Genomic DNA, 15,163 nt, shown 5'->3' on the forward strand with positions numbered 1-15,163 from the left:
CAGGAACATAATGCGCAACACAGTGACTGCTCTGACACTGGGACTCTGTTCCCTGCCTTCTCTGGCCGCTTCTCTTGCGGAGCAGTTCACCCTGATCGACCGGGGGGCCGAGAGCGCGCTCGACACCCGTCTGTTCAGTCATGACGGTGTGGAGATCAAGGCCTGGATCGATGGCACCCCCGTCATCATAGCCGTGCCCATCATGAACGAGCAGGGCAAGCTGCAAGGGGAGAGCCGTTACTACTTCAAGGGGGGCAAGCTGTTCGGGGTCAGAGAACCTGCCGCCCAGTTTGCCTTCGATGAGCAAGGCAAGCTGACCCACTGGCTTGACAACAAGGGACAGCCTGCCGAGTTCGTCAGCAAAATAAGCATGCAACAGCGTGAAGCCTGGCTCACCAAGCGATCTGCTGACCTGGCCAGGCTGTTTGCCATCAGCCCTGCGGAGCAGAAAGCCAGCAGTGGCAGCGTCAAGCTGAAAGGTGCCGAACTCACCCACTGGCTCTGCAACGGCAAGCTGATGGATCTGGCCAGGGGCGACAAGGTGACCTTCGAGCAGAAGACGCTCAAGGTGAGTGAATCGGGCATCGAAGGAGAGGTCTCCCTGCGCCAGGACAAGGGCTGGCAGGATCTGAACCTCAAGTGCGATGTGCAAGGCTCCCAGGTGACCCGTCTCACCTGGCAGCCACTGCCCGGCGCCAACAAGCCGCAATAAGTAGGGTTGCAGCATGAAACAAGGGGGCCGTCAGGGCCCCCTTGTCGTTGTGGTCTATTCCCCTGGACCTGGCAGCCACTGCCGAGGGCCAACAAGCGATAATGAGTGCGGTTGCAGCATGAAGCAAGGGGGCCATCAGGGCCCCCTTGCTGTTTATGGCTGTTCTTCGAGCCGCAACCGGGTCAGTGCCTCGACCCGCCGCCACTGCTCGGCGGGAAACCAGCGCGCCAGTATCTCCTGTTGCTGCTCGGCCCGATCAAGGGCGGGCAAAGGGGTGAGCTCGGCCAGATAGCCTGCCAGCTGCTGCTCGAACCCTTGCTGACTCTGTTCCAGCTGATGCAGTCGATCCACGGCCTCTGGTCCCAGCTGCTCCAGCAGCACGGCTTCTCGCTCGGCGGGGGGTAATTGCGCCAGCGTCTGCAACTCGCCGAGCAGTCGGCTGTTGACCTCTGCTTCTCTGAACCATTGGGGCTGCTCCGTCAGCCAGAGTTCGAGTTCACCGGCCAGCATCTTCTTGTCGGCATCGCTCGCCTGGGCCAGCGCCTTGCGGCGCAGGGTCCACTGCTCCATCAGTCTGTCTTCGGCAAACAGCTGATCCTGCTCGGCCGGGGTGAAGCTCTGCTGGCGCAGTTGTTCACGCTGGTCAAACAGCTGCTGCAGGCTGGCGAGGTCCGGATCCGTCGGCACCGTCAGGCGGCCCTCCGCCGCCAGAAAAACCTGGTAGCGGGCCAGCAGTGGGTTCTCTGCGTCAGCCTCGCCCTGTTCCAGGCGTTGGGCCAGCTGATGACGCAGGGCTCCCTGTTCGGGGGCGGCATTCAGACTCGGCGGCGGGTCGGGCCATAACAGGGCGGCCCCCAGCAAGAAGGCTCCGCCCAGAGGCAGGGCGAGAAGGAGGGATCGCTTCATAGCCCCAGACCCTGCAAGCGGTTGGCGTGCTGGCGGTAGAGGGTGACAGGATCGGTATCAAACAGGTGATGGATGCCAAACGACTGATTGACCTCGTCCAGATGGTTCATCCGGTAGCCGGTGCCGATCACCTTGCCGAGGTGGCTGCTGCATACCCCGACCAGGCCGTCATTGGGCTCGCTGAAAAAGGTGCTGGTGAGGGCCAGCGCAGGATCCACCGGATCCAGGACATTGGTCATGCTGCCGCGCCCGCTCCAGGAGAAGTAGTAGACGCCGTTGGCGGCGCGCAGCGGCCCTTCGCCACAATACTGGCTGGGCAGCCCCTCTGGGTAGCGCTGGTTGAAGCGCTGGGCTCCTGCACTGGTGAGCGCATCGAGGGAGGCGAGAGGATCCTGTGGCAGCTGGCTGCCACCGGAGAGCAGCGAGATGACACCGGATAGTGCCGAGGCGGCCGCGGCCGCCAGTTTCTCGGCTATCGAGCCAGGGGCTACGTTGGCACGCACCAGGTCTGCTATCTCGGAGCCATAGTTGACGCCCCCCACGCTGGTGGCTGAGGCGACCAGTTCCGGGGCGACAGAAGCGACATAACGTATGGTCGGGCTGCCGTGGGAGTGACCTATGAGGTTGACCTTGTCAGCACCCGTGATGGCGAGCACCTGCTGTACCTGCTTGAGCAACTGTTCACCGCGCAGTTCCGAGCTGTGGGTAGCCGAGACCTGCGCGACATAGACGCGGGCACCGTCCCGGGTCAGGGCCTGAGGGATACCGTAGAAGTAATCGACCCCGAGCAGCTTGTCGAAGCCGAACAATCCGTGCACCAGCACCATGGGATAACGGGTCTGGGTATAACCTGCCGCCTGACCCAGCATGGGCAGGGCGCACAGCAGCACCAATAGCCATCTTTTCATCGTCATCATCCTTGTGAAATAGGCTGTCCATCCGACAGCCACCGGCTTCATGCCAGTACCCGCCAGCATGGCCAACCCGGCCAGTTGCATCTGTGCAAGTGATCACTAAACAGACAGATTCAAAAAAGCCCTACCCATATGGGCAGGAGAGGAGAAGGCGTCAGGCTGGCGAAGATCAAGTATCCCTTGTATTCGGTCACTACATAAGTTAAATAATAATTATTATCATTTGAGTGGCTGGGATCATGACAGGAACCTGGGTGAAGGGATGGGTCGGGACAACCGACTCGGACAGCAGCATGGTGCATTGGAAGCAGCAGACTCTGAGTGGCAATCGCTACTTCGATGCCGGCGAGTACGCCAAGGCACTCTCCTATTATCAGCAGGCGCTGTGGCTGGCTCGCCAGCAGTTCTCTTTCTGGCCCGATGCAGACGAGGCAGTGGCTGCCCTGGTGGTGGCTCATCACAATCTGGCAGATCTGTTGATCGCCATGACGCTGCCGGACCGCGCAGCCGATCTGCTGTGCCATATCCACGATTGCCTGCTTGCTACCAGCCAGTCCCCCGCCTGTCCGAGCCCACTGCGGGCCGCGGCTCTGCGCCATACCCGCAGCACCCATACCGAGCTGATCGCCTTCGTGCGCAAGCACGGCACTCAGGATGCCATTCAGCGTTGCCTCGGTCAGTGCCTGTGCCACGCCGAGCCCGCCCATCAATTGCATTAATCACAATAAAAAGAGGTGATCATGAGCCATACCCTGCCAGTCCTTTCTTACGCCTACGATGCGCTGGAACCCCACATAGACGCGCTGACCATGGAGATCCACCACAGTCGTCACCACCAGACCTACATCACCAACCTCAACGTCGCGCTGGAAGCTTTTCCTGAGCTGGCCGCCCTGCCGGTGGATGAGCTGCTTGCCCGCTTCGACAGCCTGCCGGTCAAGGTGCAGGGGGCGGTGCGCAATCATGGGGGGGGTCATGCCAACCACAGCCTGTTCTGGCAGGTGATGAGCCCGCAAGGCGGCGGTGAGCCGACTGGCGAGCTGGCGGAGGCGATCCGGCGGGATCTGGGAGGGCTGGATGCTTTCAAGCAGGCTTTCACCCAGGCGGCGTTGAGCCGCTTCGGCAGCGGCTGGGCCTGGCTGGTGGTCGACAAGGAGGGTAAATTGCAGGTGGAGAGCAGTGCCAATCAGGACAGTCCCCTGATGCTGGGCCATGCGCCCATATTGGGGCTGGACGTGTGGGAGCACGCCTATTACCTCAAGTACCAGAACAAGCGTCCCGACTATATAGCAGCGTTTTACAACGTGATCGACTGGGACGAGGTGGAGCGTCGTTACCGGCAGGCGCTGGCCTGATCTGCTAGCGTCTTGTTCCATTCACAAAAAGAGACCCGCTATCCGGCGGGTCTCTTTTTGTCTGGTCAGGGCGTTGGATTGGCGCCTGCTGAACTGGTTGCCGCCGATGCACTGGTTGCAGGCGACGAACTGGCTGCTGTGGCAGCACTGGTTGCAGGCGATGTACCGGTCGTTGCTGCTGCGCTCGTGGTCGATGCGGCACTGGTCGCCGCGGCCGAGCTGGCGGCATTGACGGCGGGAGCTGTCTTGTCGCGCGGCTGCTTGTCCTGCGTCACAGGGGGAATAGGCAGGCAGGGCTGGCTCATACCCAGGGTACTCAATGTCAGACAGGGAACCGGGCCGCCGATGACGATGGGCTCGCCGAGGAATTTGGGTCCCTTGTCCAAAACATAGAGGTCGAGCAGTCCCATCAGCCGGGCAAACACCTCGCGCACCCGGGTCTTGATACCCTGATAGGCGCTGGGATCCTTGGCGTTGAAGCCGACGGCCTCGATGCCGAAGTGGCGGGCGATAAAGATGGCTCGCTCGTTGTGAAAGGCCTGCGACACCACTGTGAAGTGGGCCTGACCAAACACCTCCTTGGCGCGCACTATGGAGTCCAGGGTACGAAAGCCGGCGTAGTCGCTGTAGATCACCTTGGCCGGAATACCGGCCTGGATCAGGGCACGCCGCATCTGGCGTGGTTCGTTGTACTGGACGGTCGCGTTGTCACCGGAGACCAGTATGTAGTCCACCTTGCCATTGTTGTAGAGCTCGGCGGCGGCCTTGATCCTGTATTTGAAGTAGTGATTCGAACTGCCGCCAATCAGGTACTTGGAGGTGCCGAGCACCAGTGCGACCCTGTTGTAGGGCACCGCATCGACGTCGTCATAGGTGTAGTGGCGGGTGTCCGAGACGGTCCACTCGCTGTAGCCCAGCAGCATGGCGGCAGCTACCAGCAACAGGCAAAAGCAGGCGAGGAGGATCTTGGCAAACTTCTTCATGCGCGGTGCAGTTCGGGTCTGAAGTAGGAGGTGACAGAGGGTCATTCTATTACAAGTTGCCGCTGCGCGTCAGGCTTGATAACTGCCTATGGCGTCACTCGGGCAGAGGTTGTCGCATCTGGCTGTCTTCTAACCGCTTGATCCGTCACCTATATAAAGTACTCATATAAAAACAGAGGGCAGCCGTGGCTGCCCTCTGTCGCTAACGTCTCAACCTCAGTGGGAGGAGTCGTTGGCCTTGCACTCGTCAGACTCCTTGTTGGCCTCCCACCATGGCAGCAGATCGCGGCTCAGCCAGCTCTGGTAGGCCTCGCTGTCGCTCGCGATCAGCTGATCCAGCTCGGCTTCGAAGGCGCTCATCGCCTGCTGCTGGTCCGGGTTGCGCAGGGCCTGGGCCATGGCAAGCCAGCTGGCACCGCGGCCGGTCTCGTTCAGGAAGCGATGCACCGTATAGGACCAGGAGTAGACCATCTCGCCACCCTTGTCGTAATCTAGGTGCAGTATGTCGGCCAGGCTCGGTCGTTCGGCCGCCGGGCGACCCGCTACATTGTCCATGCCACGGGCGAAGCACTGACCGTGGGCGATGAACTCCGCCAGCCCTTCCGACCACCAGGTGGTGCGATTGAGCGGGTAGTGACCGAAGCTGCCGTACTGGTTGAAGCGGCCATCCAGATAGTGCACATACTCGTGGCGCAGGTTCCACACCTGGAAGGCGGGGCGCTTCCACTCAGCCTCATAGGCGAAGAAGCGGGCCTGGTTGCCGGGGCGAGCCGGATCTCCTTCGATGTAGATGCCGCCGTTGTCGGTAGAGACACCACCAAACAGGGCGCCGCCGTAGCGTTTCCAGTCGGCAGAGGAGTTGAAGATCACCAGCTCCAGCGCCTCGTTGTTGTCATCCGCCACCGGCTGCCAACCGGTTTCCATCTGCTGATGGAACTGCTGCTCCTCGGCGCCCAGCTCGCGGCAGATGCCGTCGGCCTGATCCTGGCTCAGCTCCTGGGCCCGCAGGTGCAGGGTCGGCGAGCAGGTATGTTCGAACGGCAGCACATCCTCCAGCCGTATCGGGGTGCAGAGACCGGCAAACTCGCCGCTGATGCAGGCTTCGCTGGTGCGATCCGTGTAGGTCAGATAGTAGGTGGAGAGTGTCAGTGACATGTCTTCCAGCAGATCCTGGCTCTGCTGGCCACCCGGGATCAGGCTGTGATGACGGATGAGATCGATGACTGAACCATCCAGCAGCTTGCGATAGTTTTCACTCTCGTCGGGACGGGTATAACGGGCGACCCGATAGAGGCGGGTGTAGGCATCCAGCACATTGTTGAGCAGGAACAGATCCTTGCCATCCCGTCCTTGCCACAGCGACAGCTCGCTCATGCCGAGGGCGTGCAGCTGTTTGCGCAGCTCACCATCCTGCTGGCGGAAATCGGCGGCGAAGGCATCACTGTAGTCACTGGCGAAGTCGAGGAAGTTGAGCAGATCGAACAGACCCGTTGCCCAGGCATGCTGACCATTGATCTCGCTGGCGTGGCGGGTGCTGTAAGCCAGCATCTGGTTGAACTGGCCGAGCAGGGTACCGAACCGGCTCTGCACCGCCGGGCTCTTGAACTGGCCATGCAGGGCGATACTCCAGGCACCCATGACGGCTCCCACCTCATCGCTGGCCTGCTCCGGATAGAGCAGCGGATGGGCTCCGAGCGCAGTCAGGGCTTCAGCCAGCGCCTCGGCGGCGGCCGGGCCATCTTCCTTGTGCTTGCCGTAGTTGTGATAGTTGTGGGCGCGCACATATTCGAGCAGCAGCTTCATGGCCGGATGGGCGGGCTGATTGGCCGCCAGCAGACGCTGCATGCCCCGTGACACGGCCAGCAGCTTGGTGTCATCGTGGCCATAGTTTTCCTGCCAGACGGGAGCGGGCTGACCGCTGGCGTCCTGCACTATCCTGGCGGCATCGGCATCCAGCAGATCCGTGCCCGGTTGCTCCGGCTCGGAGCAGGCGCGGCCATCGGCGCGACGGCAGTCGAGCTGCTCCTCCTTGCTGGCCAGCACTATGGGGCGATTGAGCACCCGGCTCTCTTGCCACTCGTCGGTTTCCGGCAGTGTCTGCCATTCGCTGCCACCGACCGGGTATTGATAGCCGGTGTCTTTCAGTACTACCTGCACCTCGCTGCCGGCGGGCAGGGTCTGGCGGCAAACCCGATAGCTGATGGTCTTGTCCCCTTCCTGGCGGGTCTGGGGTTCATCGCACTCCTGCTGCGCCCTGGTTTCGTCCAGCTGCCAGCTGTACTTGCGCCATACGTGGATCTCGCTCACCTGGCTGGCGGCCTGACTGCCTGGCACGGGTTGCAGGCGGAAGAAGATCTGCTCGAGGCGGCCATCCCGCTCGTTGGGCGTCTCTTCCAGCACGCTCAGTTGCTGCCAGTTTTGTGGCTGATATTGCCAAACCTGCTCGGCGCAGCGACCCTGGGCGTTGAGCTCGCAGCGATCCAGCTCCTGCTCGCTGTGACCCAGTATGATGCGCTCGGCCAGCGGCATACGATCCTGGCGCGGTGCGGTCGGAGTGCCGGCCAGTGGCTCCCAGCGGCCTTGCTCCAGGCCGTAACCATAGTCATAGCTGCTGGCCGGGATGGCCTTGCCTGCCGGCACCACCTGCTCGCAGCTGAGGTAACGGATCTGCCAGCCCTGCTCAATCCTGAGCTGCGGCTCGCCGCAGACTTGCTCCGCGAGAGCACTGAGGTCGCTATCGTTCCAGTCGAAGCGGCGATAGACGCGCAGTTGCTGATAGGGGGCATCGTCATTGCGGGCGCTGAGCTCGTAGGTGACTTCGGTGACGCGATCGCTCAGCTGGCGGCTCGATTCACCGTTCAGCCGGTATGCTTGCCAGTCGGTGGGGGAGTAATTGGCCAGCGCCGAGGTGGCGAGCAGGCCCGGTGCTGCCAGAAGCAGCAACCTTGTACCCAGATTGTTCATTTTTATCCCTTTGGATGAGAGTCTGCGTGGTTATCGCGGGCAATGTACTTAGTTCCAAAAGGGTATCAACTCACCAATCAGGCCATATAAATCATTTATTTAGCATCTATCAAAATACATTGAGTCTCATTGGGGGCTGCAGCGATAGCAAGGACTCATCTGCCATCTGGGGGGGATCTAAGCCTCCACGCTGTGAGTGTGATCCAGCTCTCGTTTGAGGTTTGCTGTGTCATGGGCAGGTGGGCCTCATGTCCGAATGGTATGGAGGCTCTGTACTGGCGGTCGCCAGGCGTTTATGTGGCCATGACGCTGTGACCCAAGAAAGGGTGAAAGGGAGTGGAAACAGATCGAGAGGATTCGGAGCAGAGGGGCAACCGAGACTGACAAGAGGGACGCGACACAGAGGCAACAGAGGTTGCTTTGATAGTGACCAAGGCAGGCTGCCGACAAACCAATCGGTATGCCGGCCCTGATCCTCAAGCAATCCTGAGCCAGGCTCAGGAGGAAACTAGAGGTAACTGACGGTCACTATGGCCATGCTATTGCTGCCTTCTGACAGCTTGTAATTCAGGGTGCCATTGATGGCGTTGAGGCTGCCAGTTTGTCGCAGGCTGGCCAAATCCAGGGTTTGGCGCTGTGCGCCGGAATAGCAGGTCACGCTGTTGTCAGAAAAGTCACAGGGTGATTCATAAATGGTGCCAGTCAGGGTCACAGTGCCATCGTAAGCTGACGCGGTAGCGGGCAACAGTGCAGCGCCAAGCAGCAAGGCGGTGGCGGCTGAGGAGGCGCAACGGATAATGCTTTTGCGGACAGAACCGGTGGAGGGGATGCAAGTGTTCATTTTATGTCCTTTTCGTCACATGTCGTTGTACGAAAAGGGCAACGCAATCAAAGAGAATGGCATTTAGATCATGACATCACTCTTCTCAGTTGGCAGCTCCGCTGTCTTAGGTATCTACACCCTTAGACCGGTGGCTTTGCGTCCCGACCTTTCGATCGGTTTGCCCTTTACTCTATGTTCGGATGATAACACCCCACTTTGAGAAATCAATCGCTATAAAAAAAGATGGGATATAAGTCACACCTCACAAGTGCCGATTAGTATTGGTGGGAAAATATGCCTGTTCCATATTGATGATTTTTTATTTCCTTCCAATTAAATTAATAGTTATGAATTCCTGTAAAGAGTGAGCCAACAACTGCGGATGTTTTAAAGCCAATGTTATTTGACATGGAAACTTTGAATGTTATCCCTGCCGTGAGAGCAAGGTGTGACCTCTTGTGCATCACAGGCAGCTTCAGATAATCCTGATTGCCTGATTGCCTGATTGCCTGATTGCCTGATTGCCTGATTGCCTGATTGCCTGATTGCCTGATTGCCTGGACGTGATCAGAAGCATGGCCAGGAGAGTATATTTATCGTGCTCAATGTTGGTTTTTTGTTAATTTGATTTGTGGTGTGATTAGGTTATTGGTTAATTTAATATCGCCAATGTTCAATACAGTGCTGATAATGGTATTTTGTTATTTCAATGTGTTCCGTTGCGATTGTAAGTGTATGATTTTAAAGTGTTTAAAAAAGAATTTATAAAAATCAAAATGTATTTGATGTGCATCAAATACGTCGTTAATTTGTTTCCCAAGCAAAGGTTGAAAGCAGTATTTCTACACGGCTTACATGGATATGTATTCGTGCAGATATAAAAGGTAGCGGGAACTGCCTTTGATACGGTCTTCTGCCTTGGCTTGATAAAATTGGACATACACAGAGCAACTGATTGTCTGGCTCATATCTTCACCGGCTTAATGAAGAAAAAGTCATGCAAGAGTAGCTGTGTGGCATATCGTCTCATTATTTAACACTGTGACTCCAGCATGGTTTAGGTAATGAGATAAAACACACGTTAATGTAGGTATAAAGAATGAACGCTAATAAAATTTTGGTTGCTATGGGTGTTGGTTCCATGCTGCTGTGCGGCTCTGCTGTTGCTGCCGGCGGTGCTGGTTCAGGTAAAGTCACCTTTAACGGTGAAATTATCAATGCCCCTTGCTCCGTTGCTCCCGAGTCTGTTGACCAGGTTGTTGAAATGGGCCAGATCAGCACCAAAGAGCTGGTCAAAGGTGGCGAGTCCAACTCCAAGCCGTTCAGCATCAAACTGCTGAACTGTGAAATCACTCCTGATGAAGATGCTGTAAAAGTCACCTTCAGTGGCATCAAAGATAGTATTGATCCGAGCCTGCTGATTATCGGTGGTGGTCAAGCTAAAGGTGCTGGTATCAAGATGACTGCTCCGGGTGGTGCTGCCATTGTATTGGGCGAGCCTACCACTGCCTTCAACTTGGTGAACGGTGATAACGAGCTGCCCTTCAGCGCCGTGCTGAAAGGCTATGCCGACCAGACTGCCAACCCGCTGACTGCCGGTGCCTTCACTGCAGTGACCAACTTTACTCTCTCCTACGAGTAATAGTCTGCCTTAACGTGTGATACGGGTTGTGGTGGTGCAAACCACCACAACTTCACACATGGTTTCCCCCACATCGTGCCTTGACCATGAAAACTCCAATGATTGTGCCAGTCGTGTTGCAGGTTGTGATGATGGCAATGCCTGCGTATGCAAATGAAGTAACGGATGGGTTGGCCGAGTCAGGCTGCACTTTGGATGAACAAAGAAAAACTCCCCAGCAACAAGCCAACCACAGAGTACTGAAAGTCAGTGGTTGTCAGATAGAAGGGCGAGTGGATACCTCACTGCCTTTTATATCCATGTCTGTTCATGGTGTCGTGAATGATGAACTGGGTATTGTCAGTGATGGGAAATATCACAAGGTATCTGGGGAATATTTTATTGTCTCCGATATTGTCAATCGTGATATGGAACTTGATTTGAGGGTGAATAATGGAGTGTTGTTCTATCCGAGCAATACAGCCCTATTTGAACTCAATTATATGTAAGCAACCCGATTGCTTAGTGTAGATACCTCATTATGTGAGACCGTTATGTTACCCCTAGAGTGAATATATGAGCGTTTCAACATCAAACTCTGTTAGAACACATTATCTAAAAATGGCTTTTATGCTATGCGTGCCTTGCCTGTTGGCTGTGGCAGATAACGCGTTGGCAGAAACGGAGTTTAATATTGATGCGCTTGATCTGGACGAGCGAACCAAGATAGACCTTTCCCAGTTTGCAGATGAAGGTTATATCCTGCCTGGTGATTACTATCTTGAGATTGAGGTCAACAAGAACAAGCTGCCACTCCAGAAAATCCCTTTTTATGAAGTGGAAGACGGCAAGGGAAAGGGCGGCGTTGCCTGCTTGCCTCAGGATCTTGTTCCCAGGATGGCGCTGACGGATGAAGCCATCGCCAAGATTGACAGCTGGCATCAGGGTCAGTGTGCCAACCTTCTGGCGCTGGATGGGGTCATCATCTCCAATGATATTGGTAACGGCTTGCTGAGGATTGCCGTCCCCCAGGCCTGGCTGAAATACAGTGACCCCAACTGGATTCCGCCCGAGCAGTGGGACGTCGGCGTCACTGGTCTGATGCTGGATTACAACCTCAATGCCCAGGTCAATGAAGGGCGCGACTACTCCAACAGCAACCTCAGCAGTTACGGTACCCTGGGGGCGAACTACGGTCCCTGGCGCCTGCGTGGCGATTACCAGGCCAGCGCTTATTGGGGGGATGACGAGCGGTCGTCAGCCGAGCTTAACCGTCTCTACGCATACCGGCCTCTGTCGACCATGGCCGCCAAGCTGACCGTGGGCGAACAACAGCTCAACTCCCAATTGATCGATGGTTTTCGTTATACAGGTGTCAATCTGGCCAATGATGAGCGCATGTTGCCGCCCAGCTTGCAAGGCTATGCCCCCGAGGTGAGCGGCATCGCCAAGACCAACGCCAAAGTCACCATCTCCCAGTCTGGCCGCATCATTTATGAGACCAACGTGCCTGCCGGCCCATTTCGTATTCAGGGATTGGACAGTTCTGTGCGTGGTCGCCTCGATGTGCGGGTGGAAGAGCAGGATGGCAGCGTCAGCTCTTTTCAGGTAGATACGGCAACCGTGCCTTATTTGACCCGGCCAGGGTATGTTCGCTACAACATCTCGGTCGGCGCCCCATCAGAACTGGGTGACTCTGCTCACGATATCCATGGTCCTGGTTTTGTGACGGGGGACTTCTCATGGGGGGTGGCGAACTCCTGGTCTCTTTATGGTGGTAGTCTGGTTGCTGGCGAATATAACTCCATGGGCCTGGGGATTGGTCGCGACCTGTATGCATTCGGTGCTATTTCTGCTGACTTGACCCAATCCATTGCGAAATTACCGGGTTTATCTACCAAGATTGGCCAGTCATTTCGGTTGAACTATGCCAAGCAGTTCGATGAATACAACAGCGCCATCACCTTTGCGGGTTATCGTTTCTCGCAACATAACTTCATGACAATGTCGCAGTTCCTGAGTAACAAGGATCGACTGGAAAATAATAACGTTGCATCGAGTGATGATTACAATACCTGGGGTGATAAAGAGCTATATACCATTACTGCCAACAAGACATTCTGGGCTGATGATGCCGCCAAGGCATTGACCATGTATATGGATTACACCCATAGAACCTATTGGAATCACGATGCGGAAGATCGTTACGGCCTTTCCATCAACAAGAGTGTGAATATTGGCAGTTTCAAGGATGTCTCTCTCTATTTGTCTGCTTACAAGACCAAGACAGAGAATTATGAGGATGACAAGAGTGTCATGCTGACGGTCAGCATGCCGATCGGGGACAGGAAGAGTGCGGGATACAGCGTGCAGTCTTCCAACGGCAAGGTTACCCACCTGGCAACCTATCAGGATTACAGCCGGCCGGATGATACCTATCAGCTGGGGGCCGGGGTGCAGAGCAATGGTCATGCGGTCGCGCGAGGTTATTACAACCACAACAGTGACATCGGCGCTGTCAGCCTCAATGCCTACAGCGTACAGAGCGAATACACCTCGGTTGGTGCCAGCATGCGGGGCGGTTTGACGGCGACCGAACATGGCGCCGCCTTGCATCAGGCGACCCGACGTGGAGGAACCCGCATGATGGTAGATACCGGCAAGGTCGCCGATGTCTCTTTCAATAATGGGCGTGCGGTGACGAACCGGTTTGGCGTGGCCGTGATCAGCGACATGACCGATTATCGCAAGAGCGATACCCGTATCGACGTGGACCAGCTGAGCGATGACATAGATGCCATGAATGCCATCAAGCAGGGAACCCTGACGGAAGGTGCGATTGGGTATAATGCCTTTGAAATTGCCCAGGGCTTCAAGTTGCTGGCCAGCGTCAGGCTGCCCAATGGTTCCTATCCGCCCTTCGGTGCGACCGTCGTCAATGACGCCGGACGGGTACTCTCCGTCGTGGATGAGGATGGCCTGGTCTATCTGGCGGGAGTAAAACCGGATGAATCGTTTGAACTTTCCTGGGGTGGTGCCCGTCAGTGCAAGATAGCGGCACCGCACGAAGTAACCGATCTGTCGATGAAGACGCTCACTTGTAAGTAATGGGAACCCGATGAAAAAGCTGCTCTCTTTTACCTGTCTGGCCGTACTGGGTATGACGTCACTGAACGTCAGTGCCGCGATTGTGCTGGATCGTACTCGCGCCGTTTATCCTGGTGGGGCCAAATCCATCAGTCTCAACATCAAAAACGAAAATCAGAAGCTGCCTTATCTGGCGCAGGCCTGGATTGAAGATGCCCAGGGGCAGAAGATCGCTTCGCCTTTCGTGGTGCTGCCGCCAGTACAGCGGGTGGATGCCAATCAGAAGTCGATTGTCAGGATCGCCTCCGTGCCTGCGATCGAGACGTTGCCAAAAGATCGCGAATCTATCTATTACTTCAACCTGCGCGAGATCCCGCCCAAGAGCGAGAAGAGCAACGTCATGCAGATTGCCGTGCAATCCAAGATCAAGCTCTTCTACCGCCCCGAGGCTATCCTCCCTGAGCGTGGTGCCGTCTGGCAGGATCAAGTGACGATCACCAAGCAGGGCACAACCCTGAAGGTCAATAACCCGACCCCTTACTACGTCACCTATGTCGGCCTGGCTCATCCCAAGGGCAAAGAGAAAACATCCATTAAAGGCTTCTCTGCCTTTATGGTGGCCCCCAAATCCGAGCTGGATGCCAAGATCCCCGAGACGTTGGGCAGTGAATTCATTATCAGCTATGTAAACGATTACGGCGGATATATGGATATCAAGTACCAGTGCGCAGGCAATGCCTGTAAAGCCATAAAGGGGACATGAACATGATATTTCGTGCAGGCGTACTTGGTGTCATATTTTTGTCCATGCCAGCGATGGCCATTAATGGTGAGGTTAGGGCAACCACAAAAACCTATGACATTGAACTGACAAAGGAAGATATAGCCAACCAGGTCAATGCAACGAAAGAATTCAAGTGGGATTTGAATGGTACTTACCCTGGTACGGCATTCTGTCCCGCCCAAGACATTATCAATCAACCAATCTATTACAAAGCAGTCATGAGTGCAGGGTTACCTAGCGTTGGCGGTGGATTCGTCAAGTTGAATGAATTTCTGGATCTCAAGGTTGATATCTGGATTGAAGGTAGTCGTCAGGCATATGTAACGGCTCCCTTTAATGAAGAATCCAATCAGGGTAGGTTCACTTGCTACAAGAGAAATGGCTCTGCACAATTTGGTTTTAGAAGTGGCAGCAAGGGAAAAGTGACCTTCCGCGTTCGCAAGCCAATTATCAATGGTGTGCAAATTGCTGACCATGAGATAGTCGAGATGTTTGGTCGATTGGGTAAAACCGATGTTGGCTTCAATAATGACGTCATGTCAAGAATAGTCATCAAGTCTTCTGTGCTTTATGTACCAGAAAAATGTACTATTAATGGCGGGCAGTCAATAGAAGTTGAATTTGGTGATCTGCCTGGGGTCGGTTTGGATGGCAATAATTATGAAAAAACAGTTCCGCTAAGCTTTGTTTGTAGCGGCGGGGTGTTTGATAAAGATGCATCAATGAAAATAAATTTGGCGATTTCTGGCAAGCCGGTTTCTTTTAACTCAAATTATTTGAGAACCACTCGAGATGGCTATCAGGGTGGAAATGCCATTAATAATCTGGGTATAAAATTCAAGCAACTGGATGGAGCGCCTCTCAACCTGAATGACTGGTATCCAGTTTCCATGCAGGGAAATATCGGTGACTGGGGTTTTATTGCGGCGCCTGTAAGTCCTGCCGGTGTTGAAGTCGACGCTGGTGATTTCTATGCGACCGGTACGATCGTTGCTTCATTTCAGTAGGAGGGGG

At 55.7% G+C, this 15,163-nt stretch carries 13 protein-coding genes and 1 riboswitch; of the genes, 8 read left to right on the plus strand and 5 right to left on the minus strand.

What is annotated here, in order from left to right:
• Positions 1–10 precede the first annotated feature (10 nt).
• Positions 11–712, plus strand: coding sequence for a hypothetical protein (locus tag AC1P02_RS07520; RefSeq protein WP_485185434.1), 702 nt, complete (start codon positions 11–13; stop codon positions 710–712).
• 153 nt (positions 713–865) lie between these two features.
• Here the strand turns inward: AC1P02_RS07520 and AC1P02_RS07525 are convergent, their stop codons facing one another.
• Both AC1P02_RS07525 and AC1P02_RS07530 read right to left on the minus strand, forming a co-directional pair.
• On the minus strand, positions 866–1,618 hold the full coding sequence (locus AC1P02_RS07525; protein WP_005316050.1) for a lipase secretion chaperone: 753 nt from the start codon (positions 1,616–1,618) through the stop codon (positions 866–868).
• Complete coding sequence (locus AC1P02_RS07530) at positions 1,615–2,526, minus strand: lipase family alpha/beta hydrolase (RefSeq protein ID WP_447829560.1); 912 nt, start codon at positions 2,524–2,526, stop codon at positions 1,615–1,617. Before AC1P02_RS07530 ends, AC1P02_RS07525 begins: the two co-directional genes overlap by 4 nt.
• A 299-nt stretch (positions 2,527–2,825) precedes the next feature.
• On the opposite strand from AC1P02_RS07530, the gene AC1P02_RS07535 reads away from it, so the two are divergent.
• Together AC1P02_RS07535 and AC1P02_RS07540 are read left to right on the plus strand one after the other, a co-directional pair.
• The gene (locus tag AC1P02_RS07535; protein WP_408114211.1) at positions 2,826–3,251 is read left to right on the plus strand and encodes a hypothetical protein; all 426 of its coding nucleotides are present in this window, start codon (positions 2,826–2,828) and stop codon (positions 3,249–3,251) included.
• 21 nt (positions 3,252–3,272) lie between these two features.
• A complete protein-coding gene (locus AC1P02_RS07540) occupies positions 3,273–3,887 on the plus strand; it encodes a superoxide dismutase (protein WP_059111600.1) in 615 nt (204 codons plus the stop codon).
• A gap of 65 nt (positions 3,888–3,952) precedes the next feature.
• Here AC1P02_RS07540 and AC1P02_RS07545 read toward each other — a convergent pair whose 3' ends face one another.
• The 3 genes from AC1P02_RS07545 to AC1P02_RS07555 all read right to left on the minus strand — a co-directional run bounded on the left by AC1P02_RS07545 (position 3,953) and on the right by AC1P02_RS07555 (position 8,675).
• On the minus strand, positions 3,953–4,915 hold the full coding sequence (locus AC1P02_RS07545) for a SanA/YdcF family protein (protein WP_265431067.1): 963 nt from the start codon (positions 4,913–4,915) through the stop codon (positions 3,953–3,955).
• 171 nt (positions 4,916–5,086) lie between these two features.
• Complete coding sequence (locus AC1P02_RS07550; RefSeq protein WP_485184796.1) at positions 5,087–7,834, minus strand: collagenase; 2,748 nt, start codon at positions 7,832–7,834, stop codon at positions 5,087–5,089.
• 508 nt (positions 7,835–8,342) lie between these two features.
• Positions 8,343–8,675, minus strand: a complete 333-nt coding sequence (locus tag AC1P02_RS07555; RefSeq protein WP_005316030.1) for a hypothetical protein — start codon at positions 8,673–8,675, stop codon at positions 8,343–8,345.
• Between the two features lie 88 nt (positions 8,676–8,763).
• A riboswitch (cyclic di-GMP riboswitch) is annotated at positions 8,764–8,850 on the minus strand.
• A gap of 906 nt (positions 8,851–9,756) precedes the next feature.
• Between AC1P02_RS07555 and AC1P02_RS07560 the strand changes: the two genes are divergently transcribed.
• The 5 genes from AC1P02_RS07560 (at position 9,757) to AC1P02_RS07580 (ending at position 15,156) form a co-directional block, all read left to right on the plus strand.
• Positions 9,757–10,299, plus strand: coding sequence for a fimbrial protein (locus tag AC1P02_RS07560; protein ID WP_058394847.1), 543 nt, complete (start codon positions 9,757–9,759; stop codon positions 10,297–10,299).
• Between the two features lie 98 nt (positions 10,300–10,397).
• Complete coding sequence (locus tag AC1P02_RS07565) at positions 10,398–10,787, plus strand: hypothetical protein (RefSeq protein ID WP_005316026.1); 390 nt, start codon at positions 10,398–10,400, stop codon at positions 10,785–10,787.
• A gap of 67 nt (positions 10,788–10,854) precedes the next feature.
• Complete coding sequence (locus AC1P02_RS07570; RefSeq protein ID WP_125608655.1) at positions 10,855–13,386, plus strand: fimbria/pilus outer membrane usher protein; 2,532 nt, start codon at positions 10,855–10,857, stop codon at positions 13,384–13,386.
• Positions 13,387–13,396: 10 nt separating this feature from the next.
• Entirely contained in the window at positions 13,397–14,128 is a 732-nt protein-coding gene (locus tag AC1P02_RS07575) for a fimbrial biogenesis chaperone (RefSeq protein ID WP_429179334.1), read from the plus strand.
• Between the two features lie 2 nt (positions 14,129–14,130).
• A complete protein-coding gene (locus AC1P02_RS07580) occupies positions 14,131–15,156 on the plus strand; it encodes a fimbrial protein (RefSeq protein ID WP_485184799.1) in 1,026 nt (341 codons plus the stop codon).
• The last annotated feature ends 7 nt before the right edge of the window (positions 15,157–15,163 follow it).

The sequence above is a fragment of the Aeromonas sp. TS_SC_11 genome (assembly GCF_057318915.1).

What these genes read in the sequence shown, in the direction of transcription:
- AC1P02_RS07520 (WP_485185434.1), top strand. Translation starts at nt 11, where the DNA reads ATGCGCAACACAGTGACTGCTCTGACACTGGGACTCTGTTCCCTGCCT.
- AC1P02_RS07525 (WP_005316050.1), bottom strand. Translation starts at nt 1,618, where the DNA reads ATGAAGCGATCCCTCCTTCTCGCCCTGCCTCTGGGCGGAGCCTTCTTG.
- AC1P02_RS07530 (WP_447829560.1), bottom strand. Translation starts at nt 2,526, where the DNA reads ATGAAAAGATGGCTATTGGTGCTGCTGTGCGCCCTGCCCATGCTGGGT.
- AC1P02_RS07535 (WP_408114211.1), top strand. Translation starts at nt 2,826, where the DNA reads ATGGTGCATTGGAAGCAGCAGACTCTGAGTGGCAATCGCTACTTCGAT.
- AC1P02_RS07540 (WP_059111600.1), top strand. Translation starts at nt 3,273, where the DNA reads ATGAGCCATACCCTGCCAGTCCTTTCTTACGCCTACGATGCGCTGGAA.
- AC1P02_RS07545 (WP_265431067.1), bottom strand. Translation starts at nt 4,915, where the DNA reads ATGACCCTCTGTCACCTCCTACTTCAGACCCGAACTGCACCGCGCATG.
- AC1P02_RS07550 (WP_485184796.1), bottom strand. Translation starts at nt 7,834, where the DNA reads ATGAACAATCTGGGTACAAGGTTGCTGCTTCTGGCAGCACCGGGCCTG.
- AC1P02_RS07555 (WP_005316030.1), bottom strand. Translation starts at nt 8,675, where the DNA reads ATGAACACTTGCATCCCCTCCACCGGTTCTGTCCGCAAAAGCATTATC.
- AC1P02_RS07560 (WP_058394847.1), top strand. Translation starts at nt 9,757, where the DNA reads ATGAACGCTAATAAAATTTTGGTTGCTATGGGTGTTGGTTCCATGCTG.
- AC1P02_RS07565 (WP_005316026.1), top strand. Translation starts at nt 10,398, where the DNA reads ATGATTGTGCCAGTCGTGTTGCAGGTTGTGATGATGGCAATGCCTGCG.
- AC1P02_RS07570 (WP_125608655.1), top strand. Translation starts at nt 10,855, where the DNA reads ATGAGCGTTTCAACATCAAACTCTGTTAGAACACATTATCTAAAAATG.
- AC1P02_RS07575 (WP_429179334.1), top strand. Translation starts at nt 13,397, where the DNA reads ATGAAAAAGCTGCTCTCTTTTACCTGTCTGGCCGTACTGGGTATGACG.
- AC1P02_RS07580 (WP_485184799.1), top strand. Translation starts at nt 14,131, where the DNA reads ATGATATTTCGTGCAGGCGTACTTGGTGTCATATTTTTGTCCATGCCA.